Here is a 15,779-nt window from a genome sequence, read left to right as displayed (position 1 = left end):
GCAGCATCAAGCATGTCTGGGAGTCAGGGATCATGGAAACGACCACGCCAACGGAGTTTGAACAGGAGCTTCTGGACCGCGGCTATTCGCGCCGCCAGCTGGCCAAGGTGACCGCGCTGCTCGGCGCCGGTGCCGTCGCGATGCGCACCGTCGGTGCCGCCGCCCAGCAGGCCGCCAAGCCGGTCGAAGGCGCGGTCCGCATCGGCGCCAACGAATGCTGGACCGGCCCCTTCCCGGTCGCCGCCGAAGCCGCCTTCAAGCTGGTGACCGAAGGCAATCGCTACGAACCCGACAATGAGCATGAAAAGCTGTTCGCCGCCGTCGCGCAGGTCGAAGGCATTCCGGCCGACCGCATCGTTGCCTGGCCCGGCTCGTCCGATCCGCTGAGCCGCGTCGCCGTCGCCTTCGCCTCGCCGACCAAGGGCATCGTCACCGCCGACCCGACCTATGAAGCGATCTGGCGCACCGGCGCCTGGCTCGGCGCCAAGGTGACGAAGGTGCCGCTGACCAAGGACAATGCCCATGACGTAAAGGCGATGCTGGCGGCCGATCCCAATGCCGGCGTCTATTATATCTGCTCGCCCAACAACCCGACCGGCACGATCACGCCGATCGGCGATATCGAATGGCTGGCCGCCAACAAGCCCAAGGATTCGGTGCTGGTCGTCGACGAAGCCTATATCCACTGGACCGACACGCCGCGCGCCGCCAAGCTCGCCGCCACCCGCGACGACGTGCTGGTCCTGCGCACCTTCTCGAAGCTGTTCGGCATGGCCGGCATGCGCCTCGGCCTCACCTTCGCCGCGCCGTCGCTGATGGAAAAGATGATGCGCTATGACGGTGGCCAGGTCACCGCCATGCTGCCGATGACGGCCGTCGCCTGCGGCACCGTCTCGGTCGCCCAGGCCGATCTCATCAAGGCGCGCCAGGCCGAAATGGCGGCCAACCGTGACAAGGCGATCGCCCATCTGACCAAGAAGGGGATCAAGGTGCTGCCGGGCAGCATGGCGAACATGTTCATGGTCGACTGGGGCAAGCCCGCCAAGGACATGCAGGCCGCCCTGCTGACGCAGAAGGTGCAGATCGGCCGCAACTGGCCGATCTGGCCCAATGTCTCGCGCATCTCGGTCGGCTCGGCCAGCGAAATGGACGCCTTCTGCAAGGCCGTGGATGCGGTCTGGAAAGCCTGATCTGACCTGACCTTACGAAAAAGGGGCTGCGGCGCGCAAAATAAAGCGTGCCGCAGCCCCTTTTGCATTGCGGAAATTGTTTCCGCCTTCGTTTCTCCAGACGAAATCCAAGGCATTTCGCAGGAAAACAAGGGGACAATCGGCATGACCATGATGTTGGACAAGGAAGCGCGGGAAGACCTGATCGAGCGCGGCTATTCGCGCCGCCAGCTTGCCAAGGTTGCCGCCCTGATCGGCGCCGGCGCCGCGATGCACGAAATGCTGGCCGCGCCCGCCTTCGCGCAGCAGCAGGCCGCCCGCGGCATCAAGGGCGCGGTGCGCATCGGCTCGAACGAATGCTGGACCGGCCCCTTCCCCTCGGGCGTCGACGCCATCGCCAAGGCCGGCGCCGTCGGCAACTGGTATGATCCCGACAATTATCGCGGCGACCTGGTCTCGACCATCGCCAAGGTGGAGGGCATTCCCGAAGCCCAGGTGATGCTGTGGCCCGGCTCGGGTGGCCCGCTGGTCTCGACCGTCGCGGCCTATTGCTCGCCGACCAAGGGCCTGGTGACCGCCGATCCGACCTTCGAATCCGCCTGGCGCACCGCCGATTACCTCAAGGCGCCGATCGCCAAGGCACCCCAGGCCGTCGGCAAGGGCCATGACGTCAAGGCCATGCTGGCCGCCAACCCGAACGCCGGCCTCTATTATATCTGCACACCCAACAACCCGACCGGCACGATCACGCCGATCGCCGACATCAAGTGGCTGCTCGACAACAAGCCGGCCGATTCCATGCTGCTGGTAGACGAAGCCTATATCCACTTCTCGGACGCACCCAGCGCCGCTTCGCTGATCGGCAACCGCAAGGACATCATCGTCATGGGGACCTTCTCGAAGCTGTTCGGCATGGCCGGCATCCGCCTCGGCCTCACCTTCGCCGATCCCGAAGTGCAGAAGCGCCTGATGCTGTTCGGCCCGTCGGCCGGCGGCCTGTCGATCACCGCCATGGCCTGCGGCAACGCCGTCTATCCCGAAGCCGCGCTCATCAAGGCGCGCCGCGACGAGATGATCGCCGCCCGCGACCAGACCATCGCCTGGCTCACCAAGAAGGGCATCGAAGTCCAGCCGGGCAGCGAAGCCAACATGTTCATGGTCAACTGGAAGAAGCCGGCCAAGGAAATGCAGGCCGCCCTGCTCGCCTCACCGGAAAAGGTGCAGATCGGCCGCAACTGGCCGATCTGGCCCAATGTCTCGCGCGTCACCGTCGGTTCGGCCGAAGACATGACGAAATTCTGTGCGGCTGTGGACAAGGTCTACAAGGCCTGAGCCACGGCATCCCATAGCAAAGCCGTCACGAAGGAGGGGCGTCCGGACACCGGGCGCCCCTTTTCATATTAGGGCGCATCGCCTTCCTGACTGTCCAGCGCCTTGCGATCCTCATGCGACACGAACTCGCAGGTCAGCAATGTCCGCCCGGCCAGGGCAGGCCCCTGCCGCGCAACGACGGAAATCAGCCCCATCTCGCGCATGTCCTGCGCCCCATCGTCCAGTTGCCGCGCAAAGCCCAGGCTCGACGCGCCGAACAGGCGGCTCTTTTCCCTGGCAAGCCCATAACGGGCGGCCGCGGCCTCCGCGACCTCGCCATCCAGCAGCACACCGATCGACATGCCGGCGAAGACCACCGCCCGCGCCACAAAGCCGTCCCGCTCGATCGGCGCGGGCAGCGTATAGATCGCCGCCCCCAGCATCGATGTATCTGCTTTGGCGACCTTTTCGGCGGCTTCATACAGGGCGGTCGCGCTGTCGGTCGAATAAGGCGGCTGGCACAACGCTGCGCCGAAAAAGTCCGGCGTCTCCTGCGCAGCGGCGGGCGTCCCCAGCAGGACGCCGATCGGCACCCCGATCCGGGCAAGGAAAGAAAATTTGGTCATCCGCGCCAGATGCGCATTTTATGATGGGTTTTCAATCAGGTTGAAGGGGCAGCCGGTCGTCGGCCACCCCTTTCCCGTTCAGAATATCTTGCGCACCGACAGCATCAGCGTCCGCCCCTCGGGATCGAGATAGGCGGGCTGATAGGCGACGGGCGTCGCGCCCGTGCCATCGGTCACGCTCTGCCGCCGGTTCAGCAGATTGCCGACGGAGAAGCTCACCCGCATGCCCCGCGCCCAGTCCTGCCCGCGGAACCGGTTGGCCATGTTGGCGAACAGCCGCAGGTCGAACGTCACCTGCTGGCCAAAGCGCAGGTCGCCGCCCGACGCCGTCTGGTCGCCGGTCACATGCGACGCGCTCTGCCAGTTGCCGTCCAGCCGGATGCCGACGCCATTGTCGATCACGCCACTGCTCAGCTGCACCTTGTGGCGCGGCTGCGGACTGCCGCCCAGCGTGCCACCATTCAGCAAATCGACCCATGGCCCGCCCTCGCTCAGCAGCACCGCGTCGCGCAGCATGATGCTGTGATAGAGCGAGAGTTGCAGCCGCGCGCCATTATCGCTGCCACCGCCGAACGGACCGCCACCGGGCGGGCCGAAGCCGCCCCGTCCACCGGGACCGCCCGGACCACCAGGTCCACCGCCGGGCGGCGGACCATCGGGCGGCCCCATGCCATCGGGCGGAGGGCCAGGCGGCGGACCGAAGCCATCCGGCCCGCCAAAGCCGCCGGGCGGCCCCATCGGCATCGCATCATCGGGCCGGTGGCCGTCGACCAGGATCGCATCCTGCTCGGCATCGGGACCACCGTCGGGCGCGCCCTCTGCGGGCTGCCCATCGCCACCCTCTGCCTTTGGCGCCGCCATCTGCGCCTCATCGCCCTGCGCCGCCGTCCGCCGCCATGGCGGCACGAAGCCGGCCGGCGGCTCGGGCCGCTTGGGCTTGCGCAATAGCTGCGTGAAATTGAGGCCCCAGCGCAGCTGCTTCACCTCCTCGCGCGCGACATTGACGGACCGTGTGTCGATCCGCGTCAGCATCCCTTCCTCGTCGCGGCTGTAGCGATCGGGGAAGGCCGCCTCCAATGCGGAAGACACGCCGGTCAGGCTGATGATCGCGTCGCGCGTCTCGCTGCTCACATAATTGGCCGACAGGGTCAGGTTGACCTTGGTGAGCGGCTTCACCGTCGCGCCCAGCTTGAACTGGTGGCGATTGTCGGCGGTCAGCGCCGGATTGCCGCCGCTCACCTGCGTCACCGTCACGCTCTGCCCGCGCACATAGTCATAGACGCGCACATTGCTGGTGGTGATGGTCGGGCTGTTGCGCTGGTCCAGCGTCGGCGCGGTCCGGTCATTATTGACCGCCGCGATGATGGTGATGCCGGTGCGCGGCGTCCAGCTCAGGCCATAGCCCAGCGTGCCGAGCGTGCCATAGTCGGAAACCTGCGTCACCGACGCGTTCATATTGGCGGTCAGCGTCCCCAGCACCGGCAGGAAGCCATTGCGCCGGCTGGCGATCGGCAGGTCGAAACTGATCTGCGCGCCGCCATTGGTGCGGCTCGCGGTCCGCTGCGACATCACCCCATCCAGCGTGCTGGACGATCGCAGGCTGCTCGTGTCGCCGCTCAGCCGCAGGTTCATGCCGACATTGCCGGCCGGCAGCTTGAACAGCTTGCCATTGACCAGCAGGCTGGCGCTGCCCGTGTCCTGCAACGCGCGCGCCTTCTGCGTGCCCATGGCCCCCAGCAGGCTCGCGGGCAGCACGCCATCGGCCGCCACATCGCCCGCGTCCAGCGCCGCCTGCACATCGTCCAGATCATAGCCGCGATCGCTGTCGGTGCGGGTGTCGCTATGGCTGTAGCTGCCGATCACCGACATGCGCCAGGTCTTCGACAGGTCGATGTTCAGGCTGACACCGCTGCTCAGCGTCAGCGCGCGCGTATCCTGATGCAGCGGATCGAGCGACAGGATGCGGTCGACCGTCTCGTCGCCATCGGTCAGGCTGCCGGTGGGCAGGCCATTCAGCGCCTTGCTGGTCTTGTAGTCCGCCCGCCCATTCCAGGACAGGTTCGCCGTCTCGCTCAACTGATGCGCGACCGTGGCGTTCAGCATATAGCTGCGGGTGGCAGGCGACAGGGTGCGATAGGCGCGGTCGTCACTGACCCGCCCGGTCGGGTCGCCCGCCGCTTCCGGATCGACGATCACGTCGCGCTCGCTTTCCAGCAGCGAGGCGGAGGATTTCGCCCGCGCCGTCACACTCACCCGGTCATTGTCGCGAATGCGGGTATAGCCCACGTCGCCGGCCAGATTTTCGCCCTGCCCCGCCGTCGCGATCCCGCCGCCCGCATTGGCGACCTGCGATCGGAAGCGGCGGTGCAGGATGATGTTCACCACCTTGCGCTGCGCGTCATAGCCATATTTGAGCGCGACCTCCTCGGGCAGGATGTCGAGCCGCAAGATCGCTTCGGTCGGCAGGTCGCTGACCTCGTTGACGCCCGAAATCCGCTTGCCATTGACCAGCACCACCGGGCCGTCATCGCTGCGCCCCTGGTTGCTGCTGGTCTGCGACGCGATCTCGTCCAGCAATTCGCTGACCGTGCCGACGCCATAGGCATCGATGTCGGCACGGCCGAGCTGGTTCTGCGCGGGAATGTCGCCGATCACCGCCCCCGGCGGCGCCTGCCCGGTGACGACGATATCGTCGCTCGCCACGCTCTGCGCCGCAGCGGGCGTCGATAGGGCGAACAGGCTGCATCCGGCGCGCAGCAGGGCGCTGCCCGCCCGACGGCAGGACAAGGATAGGCAAGGCATCGACATCAATCCCGTCAGTTGCGCGGCGGCGGTCCGCCCGCGCCGCCCGGTCCACCGGGGCCACCCGGACCGCCGGGGCCTCCACCGGGACCACGCCGCGGCATCAGGCTGCGCATCTCCTCGGCCGACAGCACCCCGTCATGATCGGCGTCCGCCGCGTCGAAGCGGGCATGTTCGAACGCCAGCACTTCTTCCAGCGAGGCGCCGGCATCATAATTGCTGTTGGCCTGGGCGATCGCGCTCGCATTGAGCGGTTCGATCAGCCGGCCCAGTATCGCATCCTCGGGGTCGTCGCCCAGCTTGGGCATGATCGCCTCGGCCACCGGCCCGCCCTGATCGCCCATCGCGCCCGTTTCCGACAGCGCGACCGATCCCATGCTGCTCTGCCACGCCTGAAACTCGGCCAGGCTCAGCGCGCCATCATGATTGCTGTCGATCGCGTCGAAACGCGTGCGGATGATCGCTTCGCGCCGCGCCTGCACCACCAGCCGCAATTCGTCGATCGTCACCATGCCGTCGCGATTGCTGTCCGCTTCGGCAAACATGGCGGTCACGATCTTGTCGATCTGACTGCGCTTGATCGGCTTCATCTCGCGCGGCTTTTGCGGCCGGCCTTCGCCGCCACCGGGAGGGCCGCCGCCACCGCCGGGCGGGCCACCGCCCATGCCACCACCCATGCCGCCGCCGCCCATGCCGCCACCCATGCCCCCCTGGGCCAGCAACGGCGCCGAACAGAGCAGCAGCGCCGCCCCGATCATCATCTTGCGCATCGCGCCTCGTCCTTCTTCATGAAAACAGGAACGGGGCGGCGCCGTCCCCCGGCACCGCCCCGCGTCGATCGCGATCAGAGCGTGCAGCGCACCCGCTTGCCGCGATAGAGATAGCTGTCCAGCCTGGCGTCATAGCTCTTGTAGCGATTGCGGCAGGCCTTCTGGTGCGCCGCGCCGGTCGAACGGCCCTGGGCCTTGGCGGGTTGGGCCTTGGCCGGCTGGGCTTTGGCCGGTTGGGCCTTTACCGGGGCAGGCTTCTTGGCCGGCGCCTTGCTGCTCACCGGCTGGCTCGCGCCATGATGCGGCGCCTGCGCCATGGCCGGCGCGCCCAGCGTCGCCATCAGCGCGGCGGCGCCCAGGGTCAGGAGCGAGGAATAAGTCATGTCATGGCCTTTCATCTGGGTGGAAAATCTCCGCCCCGTCTTTGGCCACCCGATTTTGCCCCGTCATTTCACGAATATTTCAGAAGCCCGCGCCTTATTGCCCTCCTCTGTCAAAGACTTGGCCCGGCAAGCATACGGCGCGCCCGCATCACAGCCGCCTTGCCAAATTCCCGATATGCGGTATCCAATCCCGCAAATTGAACTTGAACTGGGAGGATGGGATGCGGTTGAGGCAGGCAATGATCGGGCTGGCCCTTCCCCTGCTCGTCGCAGCGCAAGCGCCCATGGCATCGCCCTCGCCCGCCAGTTGGACCGACCCGACCACCGGCCACCGCATCGTCCGCGTCGATGACCGGCCGGGCAATTACGGCCTCTATTTCAACTATAATCCCTTCACCCCCGACGGAAAGCGCATGGTCTATCTGACGCCGGAGGGGATCCGCGTCGCCGACACCAGCAACTGGCGAACCCAGCTGGTGCTGAAGGAAAAGGTCGACCGGCTGCTGTTTGTCGGCCACCGCGCCAATGTCGCTTATTATACCACCAACCCGACCGGCAGCAGCGAGGGCGAGCCGTCCTTCATCGTCTGGTCGGTCGATCTCGACAGCGGCAAGCGCCGCCGTATCGCGGAAATGCCGGGCGGCCGCATCGAATCCATCAATGCGGACGACACGCTGCTTGCCGGCCATCGCGAACTCGCCCCGCCGCCGCCTGCCATCGCCGCCCAGGGCAAGCGCGATCCCAAGACCGGTTCGCCCAGCTATAGCGGCACCGACGATCAGGGCCGCCCCCTCTCCTTCGCCGCCGCCAAGGAAAAATGGATGGAGGCCCGGCTCGCCGCCGGCGTGCCGATGGAAATCTTCGCGATCGACATCGCCACCGGCCAGCAACGCCGCATCACCGCGTCGAAGGACTGGCTCAACCATGTGCAATTCTCGCCGACCGATCCCGATCTGCTCATGTATTGCCATGAAGGCCCCTGGCAGCAGGTCGACCGCATCTGGACCATCCGCACCGACGGCAGCGCCAAAACCAAAGTGCATCAGCGCATCCTGCAGGGCGAGATTGCCGGCCATGAATATTGGGCGCCCGACGGCCGCACCATCTGGTATGACCTCATCATGCCGCAGGGGATGCGCTGGCTCGCCGGCCATGACGTCGCCAGTGGCGCGCGCCGCTGGTATGCGATCCGTCCGGGCCAGGGCTCCTATCATTTCGCCTCATCGCCCGACGGCCGCAGCTTCTCGGGCGACGGCGCCAATGACGGCAAATATATCAGCCTCTTCCACCCCCGCCCCGACGACAATCCCCGCGCCCGCAACACGCTCGGCGGCGACACGCTGATCGCCACCGGCACGCTGGAGACGGAACGGCTCGTCGATCTCGCAAGCCACGACTATACGCTCGAACCCAACCAGCATTTCACGCCCGACGGCAAATGGCTGGTCTATCGCAGCAATATCGCCGGCAGCCCCGCCATCTACGCCGTCGAAATCGCGAAACCCCGCTAGGCCGCGCGCGGACAAGCCCGGCGCCCGCCGAATGGCGAGGATGGGTAGGGTGCGCAATGCCCTTATCCCGTCATGCCAGCGAAGGCTGGCATCTCAGGCAGGCGAACGCGCCGGCAACGGATAGCGCAAGACGGCTGACCTTCTTCTGCCACCGCCTCAGACCCCAGCCTTCGCCGGGGTGACGGAGTTGGGCGGGGAGCGGACAGTCTGCTCGTGGCGATAGGATGCCGTTACCTGGCATTCAGAATGCGAGCCGAGCAAGTAAAACGACCTGCTATTTCTTTAATAGATTTCCTCAAATTCCCAACCGGTCAGTTTTAAGGTCAGCAGTCCAAAATCGCGCATTGCCCCCTTCTGAGGCGACCAACGGTCGGCATATTCGTAACTGCCCTTACGAGCGCGTTCGAGTATCCATCGACTACCATCCGTGCCGCCGCCGCAATTTTCGGGCGGTTCATTGAACGGGCTAGCCCTCGCCATCGCGCGCTCCACTTGGTGCGCTTCTAAGGAACTGAGTTTCCGATTGATTTGCCGAGAGATACTACCCGGTTCATAACCCCCGGCACCGGAAAGCTCCTTCGCTATAAAATTAGTGGTGCCTGCGGACGTTTCGAAACGGACAATCACCGGATGATGAAACGTCGGGAGCCATGTGAATCTGAGAACACTGTCTCCGGCATACTTTTGGGCGTTTGAAATTTCAAAAAGAGATGGCTCCGTTGCGGCTTCCCAATGGTTGGAATACCATTCACTCTCAAAATTACTGATCTTAGGAAAGCATTCCGGATAACCCTTGAATTTACAAATGTGCATAACCTTCCCAAACGAAGGCGGGAGATACTGGATACCTGATTTTGAAGATCTAATCGCTTCAGATTTTCCTGGGAGCATTCGGCAAAGCGCATTATTCTCTTCATTGCTCGTCGGCACCTGCTGAGCAGTGCATGCCGCGAGCATCAATGGAGGAATACTCGCTGCAAGCCAAAGGAGCGACCGACCCATCATATTTTCTGTCAACCCATGCCCGTAAGCCAGCTTCCTCAAAGTTGCTGGAAATGTCTGCAATTAGAAAGCGGAAAACACCATATCAAAGGCAACAAATGGTCGGTTTCAGACCATCCTCCCCTGCAAGGGGAGTTCAAGGGAGACCCGTGTCTCCCTTGAACTGGCCGAAGGCCAGACGGAGGGGTATTCCCCTCTCGATAGCGTAACACCCCTCCACCACTTCGTGGTCCCCCTCCCCTTGCAGGGGAGGAATTTGCAGCTGGATCTCGTCGCTTCCAGACCGTCCGAATTTGCCCCAGCGGCGCAGAACCAAAGAATAGCGCCTGATTCACGCCACGGTAAAATCGCGATAACACACGGAAGGGTAAACACCCCCTTCAGCCCGTTCCCTCATATTCCGGTAACAACTTCCCCGTCAGGCTGCCGCCGCGGCGCGCCCGCATTCCTTCCTGCCGGACCCTTGCCATGCGCCGCCTCACGACCAGCTTCATCGACAGCGCCTTTGGCCATGGCGCGGACGGCCGCCCGCTGTTCATGCCGTTCGGCCTGATCGGCGGCCAATATGCCATCCCCGACATGGCCACCGCGCAGCGCCTGCGTCGTGGCGTCGCGCGCCTGCTGCCGCTCGCCCTGCTGCCGATATTCTGCCTGCTCGCGCTGCTCCTGCCGCCGCTGCGCCACGCTCATGCGCTGCCGCTGCTCGGCGCGATGGCGGCCAGCTTCGCGCTGTTCAGCATCAGCTTCTTCCTCTGGGTCCGCCACGCCACGCGCGGCCTGCACCGCGTCGATCGCGCGCAACGGGGCATGCCCGCCCTGCTCGATCCGGACGAGGCGCTCGCCCGCCGCCTGCTCGACCGGGTCCGTCCGCCGCGCACCCGTTCGGCCGAAGAGACACTGGGTGCCCTGGCCGGCTTCGCCTGCCAGATGCTGCTGCGCCATCGCGCCGAGCAGGAAGGCACCGCCGCCCCGTTGATCGAGGTCGCGACCCATGACGGGCGGCTGCGCTATTTCGGCGATGCCTTGAATGGCCTGCTCGCCGAATATCCCGGCTCGCTCTGGGCGGGCGTGGGCGATGGCAAGCCGGCGCTGCTACTTGGCCCGATCTTCCGCGAGATGACCGATGCCTGTGTCGGCGACTCCCGCGACTATGCCGACATGATCGGCCTGCTCCAGCGCCACTGGAGCGCCACCGCGCTGATCCTGCGCGGCCAGGGCGTGGATATCGAACGCTGGCCCGACCTGTTCGTCCGCGCGCTGCGGGAACTGGTGCAGGAAAGCGGCGACACATCGCTGCGTCCCGCCCTCCTCTTCATGCGCGCCGCCATCGCCATGTCGAAAATGGACCCGGCCGAAATATTGGTGCCCGACCAGCCCGCCGGCGATCCGCTCAGGCGCTCGCGGCCGACGTCTCGCACAGCGCCTTGAACTGGGCCATCATCTCGTCCCAGCCGGGATGGAAGCCCATTTCCTCATGCCGCGCCTTCGCCTCCGCGTCCCAGTGGCGCGCAGTCGCGGTGAAGCGGGTGCCATCGCCCTCCGCTGCGAAGTCCCAGATCGCGGTCATGAACGGGCTCTGCGGTATCCAGCCGGCGGCATAGGCATCGGTCGTCACCACCCGCGCACCCGGCACCACCTCCAGGAAAATGCCCTCCATCGGCCCGGTTTCCTCGCCATTCGGCCCGAACATCTGCACCGCGCTGCGGCCGCCGGGGCGCATATCCTCCTCGATCACCTCGGCGCGCCAGGGCTTGGGACAGAACCATTCATCCTTCAGGTCGGTCCACACCTTCCAGCAAATCTCGCGCGGCGCCTCGATCAGGCAGGTGACCGACAATTCATGCGCCGCCCCGCTCATGCCGCCTCTCCCAGGAACGCCGCGTGCATCGCGCCGCTGTCTAGCTTCTGCATCGTCATCATCGCCTGCATCATGCGGGCAATGCCGACGCGGTCGCCGCTATGATAATTGTCCATGATCTGGCGCGTCACCAACTGCCAGGAGAGGCCATATTTGTCGGTCACCCAGCCGCACGGCCCGGCCGTGCCACCGTCGCCGGTCAGTCGATCGAAATAGCCGTCCAGCTCGGCCTGGTCCGCGCATGCCACCGACAGCGATATCGCCTCATCGAAGGTGAATTGCGGCCCGCCGTTCAGCGCCTGATAGCTTTGCCCGAACAGGCTGAACTCGACCAGCAGCACGCTCCCGCCCGGCAGCGGCGAAGGCGACGGATTGACCTCGGGATAATAGCTCACATGGTCGACCGACCCGCCGAACACCGACGCATAATAATGCGCCGCCTCCTCGGCCTGGCCGTCGAACCACAGGCAGGGGGAAATCTTGTCCATCACCCCTCTCCCTTGCTGCCGACCAGCGCGAACATCGCGCCCTGCGGATCGGTCGCCTGGATGATCCAGGCGCCACCCGGCACTTCCATCGGCCCCTGCATCACGCTGCCGCCGCCAGCCGTCACCCGCGCGACCGCCGCATCGATGTCGCCGACGGTGAAGTAGAACAGCCATAGCGGCATCGGCATCTGTTCGGGACGCGGCATGATGCCGCCGGTCATGCCGTCAAAGTCCGTCGAGCCGGTCTGCGAGACCAGCTGGTAGCTGCCCATCTCGCCCATATCCATGGCCTCGCCCTTCGACCAGCCGAACTGCCCGGTATAGAAGGCCAGATCCTTGTCGAAATCACCGGCATACAGCTCGTGCCAGCCGACATGGCCCGGCGCCATGGGCGGCGGCGTATCCATCCCCTCGGGACTTGATCCCTTGAGCAGCATGAACACCGCGCCGCCCGGATCGGCCATCACCGCAAAGCGGCCAACGCCCGGAATATCCTCGGGCGGACGCTTCACGCTGCCACCGGCCGCGCTCAGCCGTTCGGCATCGGCGTCGACATCGGCCGACCCGACATAGCCGCCCCACCAGGGCGTCATGCCGCAATCCTTCGCCTCCGCCGGGATCGCCATCACCCCGCCCAGCGCCCCGGCGCTGCCGCTGACGACATTATAGTCGCCATCGGGACCAAAGGGCTGCGACGTCCAGCCGACGACATCGCCATAAAAGGCCAGCGCCGCCTTGGGATCGCTGGTCATCAATTCGTACCAGAAGAATTTGCCATTGAAGTCGGTCATCGTCCGTCTCCCGAAAACACGAGTTCCAGGATTGATCGTCATTGCGGTCAGGTGGAGCCGAAAAGCGTGATTTTCGAGTAACGGAGCGCAGCGTACTTAAAGTACGTGAGCACCGGAACGCAGAAAAGCGCGCTTTGCAGGCCCGCCTGGGCGGAATGGCGGTCAATCTTACTTGTGGTCGACCAGCACCTCGAACCCGCCATAGATCAGCCGCGCGCCGATGAAGGGCATGTCCTCGCCCTCCTTGGGCTGCATGCGCTCATCCTTCATCACCTTCTCGGCGCCGGCATCGCGGGTCGCCTTGTCCGGCCATTCGATCCAGGAGAAGACGACTTCCTCGTCCTCTTCGGCAATCACAGCGGTACGGAAATCATTGACCTTGCCGGGCTTGATGTCGTTGGCCCAGCATTCAACCACGCGCAGCGCGCCATGTTCGATGAAGATCGGCGCGGCGAATGCCGCGACCTCCTTGTAGCGTTCCTTGTTGCCCTTGGGCACCGGGATCACGAACCCGTCCATATAGCTCATCGTCTCTCTCCTTCTGCAAGGTCGTCGACATCAGGCGTCGGCAGTTTCTCCCTGGTTCGCGGCCATTGCGGCGGCGACATCCATCCACATCACTTCCCAGATATGGCCGTCCAGATCGGCAAAGTTGCGGCCATACATGAAGCCATGATCCTGCTTGGGGTTCGGCTCGGTCCCGCCCGCCGCCAGCGCCCTGTCCACCGTCGCGTCCACCGCGTCCCGGCTCGTCTCGCTCAAACACAGCAGCACCTGCGCGGTTTCATGGGCATTGGGGATCTTGCGCGGGGTAAAGCCGGCGAACCGTTCATGGGTCAGCAGCATCGCGTGGATCGTCTCGGAAAAACTGATCATCTGCGCGCTGTCATCGGCGAAATCATTGTTCCGCACGGCGCCGACCGCTTCATAGAAGGCGATCGCGGCGGGCAGATCGGTGACGGGCAGGTTGACGAAGATCATCTTCGGCGCGGGCGCATCGGCCATCGTCTCTCTCCTCATGCTTTCATGGCGGCTCGCACCCCGAATAATTCCGGGCTTGAGTCGCCGACTTGAACTTTGTGCGCCCGAAGATTATATTATGCAACACACAAGTTAGAAAAGATAACTAATGAGTCCCAACCCGCGCAAACGCGCCTATCAGGATGGCTGTGCCACCGCCCATGCGCTCGATCTGATCGGCGATCGCTGGGCGATGCCGATCATGCGGGAATTGCTGCTCGGCCCCAAGCGCTTCACCGACCTGCGCGCCAGCCTGCCCGGAATCAGCGCCAATGTGCTGACCCAGCGGCTGGAGGAGCTGGAAGCGGCCAGCATCCTTGTCCGCCGCCGCCTGCCCCCGCCCGCCGCCAGCCAGATTTACGAGCTGACCGAATGGGGCCGCGAGTCGGAAATATTGTTCATGGTGCTGGGCCGCTGGGCCTGCCGATCGCCGACGATGCAGCCGGGCATGCCGATGAGCCAGGTGTCGGTGGTGATGTCGATGCGCACGATGATCGATCGCGCCGCGATCGGTGATCTCGAAGCGACCATCGGCTTCCGCTTCGGCGAGGAGGAATTTCGCGCCACGCTGCACGATGGCGATTTCCGCATCGACCGGGGCGACGCCGCTGGCGCCGATGCGATCTTCAGCGGCGACCAGAATGCCCTCGCCGCGATCGTCTATGGCGGCCAATCCTTTGCCGCGATGGCGCCAGCCCTGCAGGTAGAGGGCGACCGGGCGCTGGCGGAACGCTTCGTCCGCCTCTTCCCCCTGCCGCCCAAGGCACCCTCGACCGTCAGCCCGGCGATGCCAGCTTCATCATGACAAGACCGGAGAGTATCAGCGCCGCCGCCGCCAGCCGCGCCGGGCTGATCGCTTCGCCCAGGAAGGCGACACCAACGGCAAAGGCGCCCAGCGCGCCGATCCCGGTCCAGATCATATAGGCGGTGCCCAGCGGCAGGCTGCGCATCGCCAGCGACAACAGGCCGAAACTCGCGATCATCGCGCCCAAAGTGATGAGGCTCGGCACCAGCCGGGTGAAACCATGCGACTGCTTCATCGCAAAGGCCCAGACGATTTCGAGCAATCCGGCAAAAAACAGGGCAATCCAGGCCATGATGGCGCTCCTTCACAAGGGGCGCCGGGCCGTCCCGGACTTGAAACCCGCATGGCGGGGGAGGACGTGGCCTCGCTTGACGAAGCCCAGATAGTCCTCTCCCATGCGGGAGGCAAGCTTTGCGGGCCTCAATGCGCCCCGTTCAGCATCCCGAACACCTGGTCGAATTCGCCGCGCTTGGTCGCCTCGCTCAGGAACTTGACCCGCTCGACATGGATCTCGGCCGGGGTCGGCTCCTGCCGCAACAGGCCCATCGTCTCGCTGATGAAATCGGCCAGCGGCATCATCTGCGGATTTTCGGCATGGCCGGGCATCAGGTCGGTCTGCACGCCCGGCGGCACGATCTCCACCACATCGACGGCCGTGCCCTTGAGCTGCTCGCGCATCGCCAGCGACCAGCCATGGATCGCTGCCTTGGTCGCGCTGTAGGTCGGCGTCGCCGCCAGCGGGACAAAGGCCAGGCCCGACGACACGGTCAGGATCGTCGCGCTCTTCTGCGCCAGCAGATGCGGCAGCAGCGCATGGGTCAGGCGGATCGGGCCGAGCAGATTGGTGGCCACCGTCGCCTCGGCGATGGCGAGGTCGATCTGGTCCTCCGCCACCATGATGCCGGCATTCAGCAGCACCGCGTCGAGTGCCGGGAAGTCGGCGACCAGCTTTGCCGCGAAGGCGGCGATCGCCGCCGGATCTTCCATGTCGATCACCATCGACGCCATGCCGGGGTGGGCCGCGACCACCGCGTCGAGCGCCGCCTGCCGCCGTCCGGCGATGATGACCTGGTTGCCCGCCGCGTGAAATTCATGCGCCAGCGCCGCGCCGATGCCCGAACCGCCGCCGGTGATGAGGATGGTGTTGCCGGAATTTTTCATGGGAAAGCTCCTGTGACTGGTTGCTTGCCGACCAATTAATCCCACACTCTCTTTTGGAAAGAAGGCACCGTAAAGTGCCATA

17 protein-coding genes are annotated in these 15,779 nt (G+C 65.1%); 5 read left to right on the top strand and 12 right to left on the bottom strand.

Translation table 11 applies throughout. From position 1 onward, the window contains the following. Positions 1–32: 32 nt before the first annotated feature. Positions 33–1,190, top strand: coding sequence for a pyridoxal phosphate-dependent aminotransferase (locus AC13EK_RS19830; protein WP_004208021.1), 1,158 nt, complete (start codon positions 33–35; stop codon positions 1,188–1,190). A gap of 144 nt (positions 1,191–1,334) precedes the next feature. Then, positions 1,335–2,501 carry a pyridoxal phosphate-dependent aminotransferase gene (locus tag AC13EK_RS19825; RefSeq protein WP_483022367.1) on the top strand — a complete coding sequence of 389 codons (1,167 nt, stop codon included), beginning with the start codon at positions 1,335–1,337 and terminating at the stop codon, positions 2,499–2,501. Between the two features lie 68 nt (positions 2,502–2,569). Here the strand turns inward: AC13EK_RS19825 and AC13EK_RS19820 are convergent, their stop codons facing one another. From AC13EK_RS19820 to AC13EK_RS19805, 4 genes are all read right to left on the bottom strand, one after another. Beyond that, positions 2,570–3,106 carry a hypothetical protein gene (locus AC13EK_RS19820; protein WP_069336159.1) on the bottom strand — a complete coding sequence of 179 codons (537 nt, stop codon included), beginning with the start codon at positions 3,104–3,106 and terminating at the stop codon, positions 2,570–2,572. Positions 3,107–3,184: 78 nt separating this feature from the next. After that, positions 3,185–5,908, bottom strand: coding sequence for a TonB-dependent receptor (locus tag AC13EK_RS19815; RefSeq protein ID WP_069336178.1), 2,724 nt, complete (start codon positions 5,906–5,908; stop codon positions 3,185–3,187). Between the two features lie 14 nt (positions 5,909–5,922). Further along, positions 5,923–6,678 (bottom strand): EF-hand domain-containing protein, encoded by a 756-nt coding sequence (locus AC13EK_RS19810; RefSeq protein ID WP_037517283.1) that lies wholly within the window; start codon positions 6,676–6,678, stop codon positions 5,923–5,925. A 74-nt stretch (positions 6,679–6,752) separates the two neighbouring features. Beyond that, positions 6,753–7,061: a BA14K family protein gene (locus tag AC13EK_RS19805; RefSeq protein WP_234792029.1), complete on the bottom strand. Its 309-nt coding sequence runs from the start codon at positions 7,059–7,061 to the stop codon at positions 6,753–6,755. A 284-nt stretch (positions 7,062–7,345) separates the two neighbouring features. On the opposite strand from AC13EK_RS19805, the gene AC13EK_RS19800 reads away from it, so the two are divergent. Continuing rightward, a complete protein-coding gene (locus tag AC13EK_RS19800; protein ID WP_483022366.1) occupies positions 7,346–8,572 on the top strand; it encodes an oligogalacturonate lyase family protein in 1,227 nt (408 codons plus the stop codon). Between the two features lie 282 nt (positions 8,573–8,854). Here AC13EK_RS19800 and AC13EK_RS19795 read toward each other — a convergent pair whose 3' ends face one another. Then, a complete protein-coding gene (locus tag AC13EK_RS19795; protein WP_483022365.1) occupies positions 8,855–9,616 on the bottom strand; it encodes a hypothetical protein in 762 nt (253 codons plus the stop codon). 426 nt (positions 9,617–10,042) lie between these two features. Here AC13EK_RS19795 and AC13EK_RS19790 point away from each other — a divergent pair, with 426 nt between their 5' ends. Next, positions 10,043–11,002 carry a hypothetical protein gene (locus AC13EK_RS19790; protein WP_069336162.1) on the top strand — a complete coding sequence of 320 codons (960 nt, stop codon included), beginning with the start codon at positions 10,043–10,045 and terminating at the stop codon, positions 11,000–11,002. Here the strand turns inward: AC13EK_RS19790 and AC13EK_RS19785 are convergent. From AC13EK_RS19785 to AC13EK_RS19765, 5 genes are all read right to left on the bottom strand, one after another. Continuing rightward, the gene (locus AC13EK_RS19785) at positions 10,965–11,432 is read right to left on the bottom strand and encodes an SRPBCC domain-containing protein (RefSeq protein ID WP_069336163.1); all 468 of its coding nucleotides are present in this window, start codon (positions 11,430–11,432) and stop codon (positions 10,965–10,967) included. The two genes, AC13EK_RS19790 and AC13EK_RS19785, sit on opposite strands and share 38 nt — an antisense overlap. Continuing rightward, positions 11,429–11,920: a VOC family protein gene (locus AC13EK_RS19780; RefSeq protein ID WP_069336164.1), complete on the bottom strand. Its 492-nt coding sequence runs from the start codon at positions 11,918–11,920 to the stop codon at positions 11,429–11,431. Before AC13EK_RS19780 ends, AC13EK_RS19785 begins: the two co-directional genes overlap by 4 nt. Next, a complete protein-coding gene (locus AC13EK_RS19775; protein WP_069336165.1) occupies positions 11,920–12,711 on the bottom strand; it encodes a VOC family protein in 792 nt (263 codons plus the stop codon). The genes AC13EK_RS19780 and AC13EK_RS19775 overlap by 1 nt, the downstream gene beginning before the upstream one ends. A 168-nt stretch (positions 12,712–12,879) precedes the next feature. Further along, positions 12,880–13,239, bottom strand: coding sequence for a DUF1428 domain-containing protein (locus tag AC13EK_RS19770; RefSeq protein WP_048937686.1), 360 nt, complete (start codon positions 13,237–13,239; stop codon positions 12,880–12,882). Positions 13,240–13,269: 30 nt separating this feature from the next. Further along, positions 13,270–13,716, bottom strand: a complete 447-nt coding sequence (locus AC13EK_RS19765; protein ID WP_004208034.1) for a VOC family protein — start codon at positions 13,714–13,716, stop codon at positions 13,270–13,272. A 124-nt stretch (positions 13,717–13,840) separates the two neighbouring features. On the opposite strand from AC13EK_RS19765, the gene AC13EK_RS19760 reads away from it, so the two are divergent. Beyond that, a complete protein-coding gene (locus tag AC13EK_RS19760) occupies positions 13,841–14,536 on the top strand; it encodes a winged helix-turn-helix transcriptional regulator (protein WP_069336166.1) in 696 nt (231 codons plus the stop codon). On the opposite strand, the gene AC13EK_RS19755 is transcribed toward AC13EK_RS19760, so the two are convergent. Together AC13EK_RS19755 and AC13EK_RS19750 are read right to left on the bottom strand one after the other, a co-directional pair. Next, positions 14,508–14,828 (bottom strand): DMT family transporter, encoded by a 321-nt coding sequence (locus AC13EK_RS19755; RefSeq protein WP_010337553.1) that lies wholly within the window; start codon positions 14,826–14,828, stop codon positions 14,508–14,510. The genes AC13EK_RS19760 and AC13EK_RS19755 overlap by 29 nt on opposite strands. Positions 14,829–14,956: 128 nt before the next feature. Next, positions 14,957–15,697 (bottom strand): SDR family oxidoreductase, encoded by a 741-nt coding sequence (locus tag AC13EK_RS19750; protein ID WP_069336167.1) that lies wholly within the window; start codon positions 15,695–15,697, stop codon positions 14,957–14,959. Between the last annotated feature and the right edge of the window lie 82 nt (positions 15,698–15,779).

This window comes from Sphingobium sp. L-44, assembly GCF_056859495.1.
This window is presented reverse-complemented; position numbering and strand designations above follow the sequence as displayed.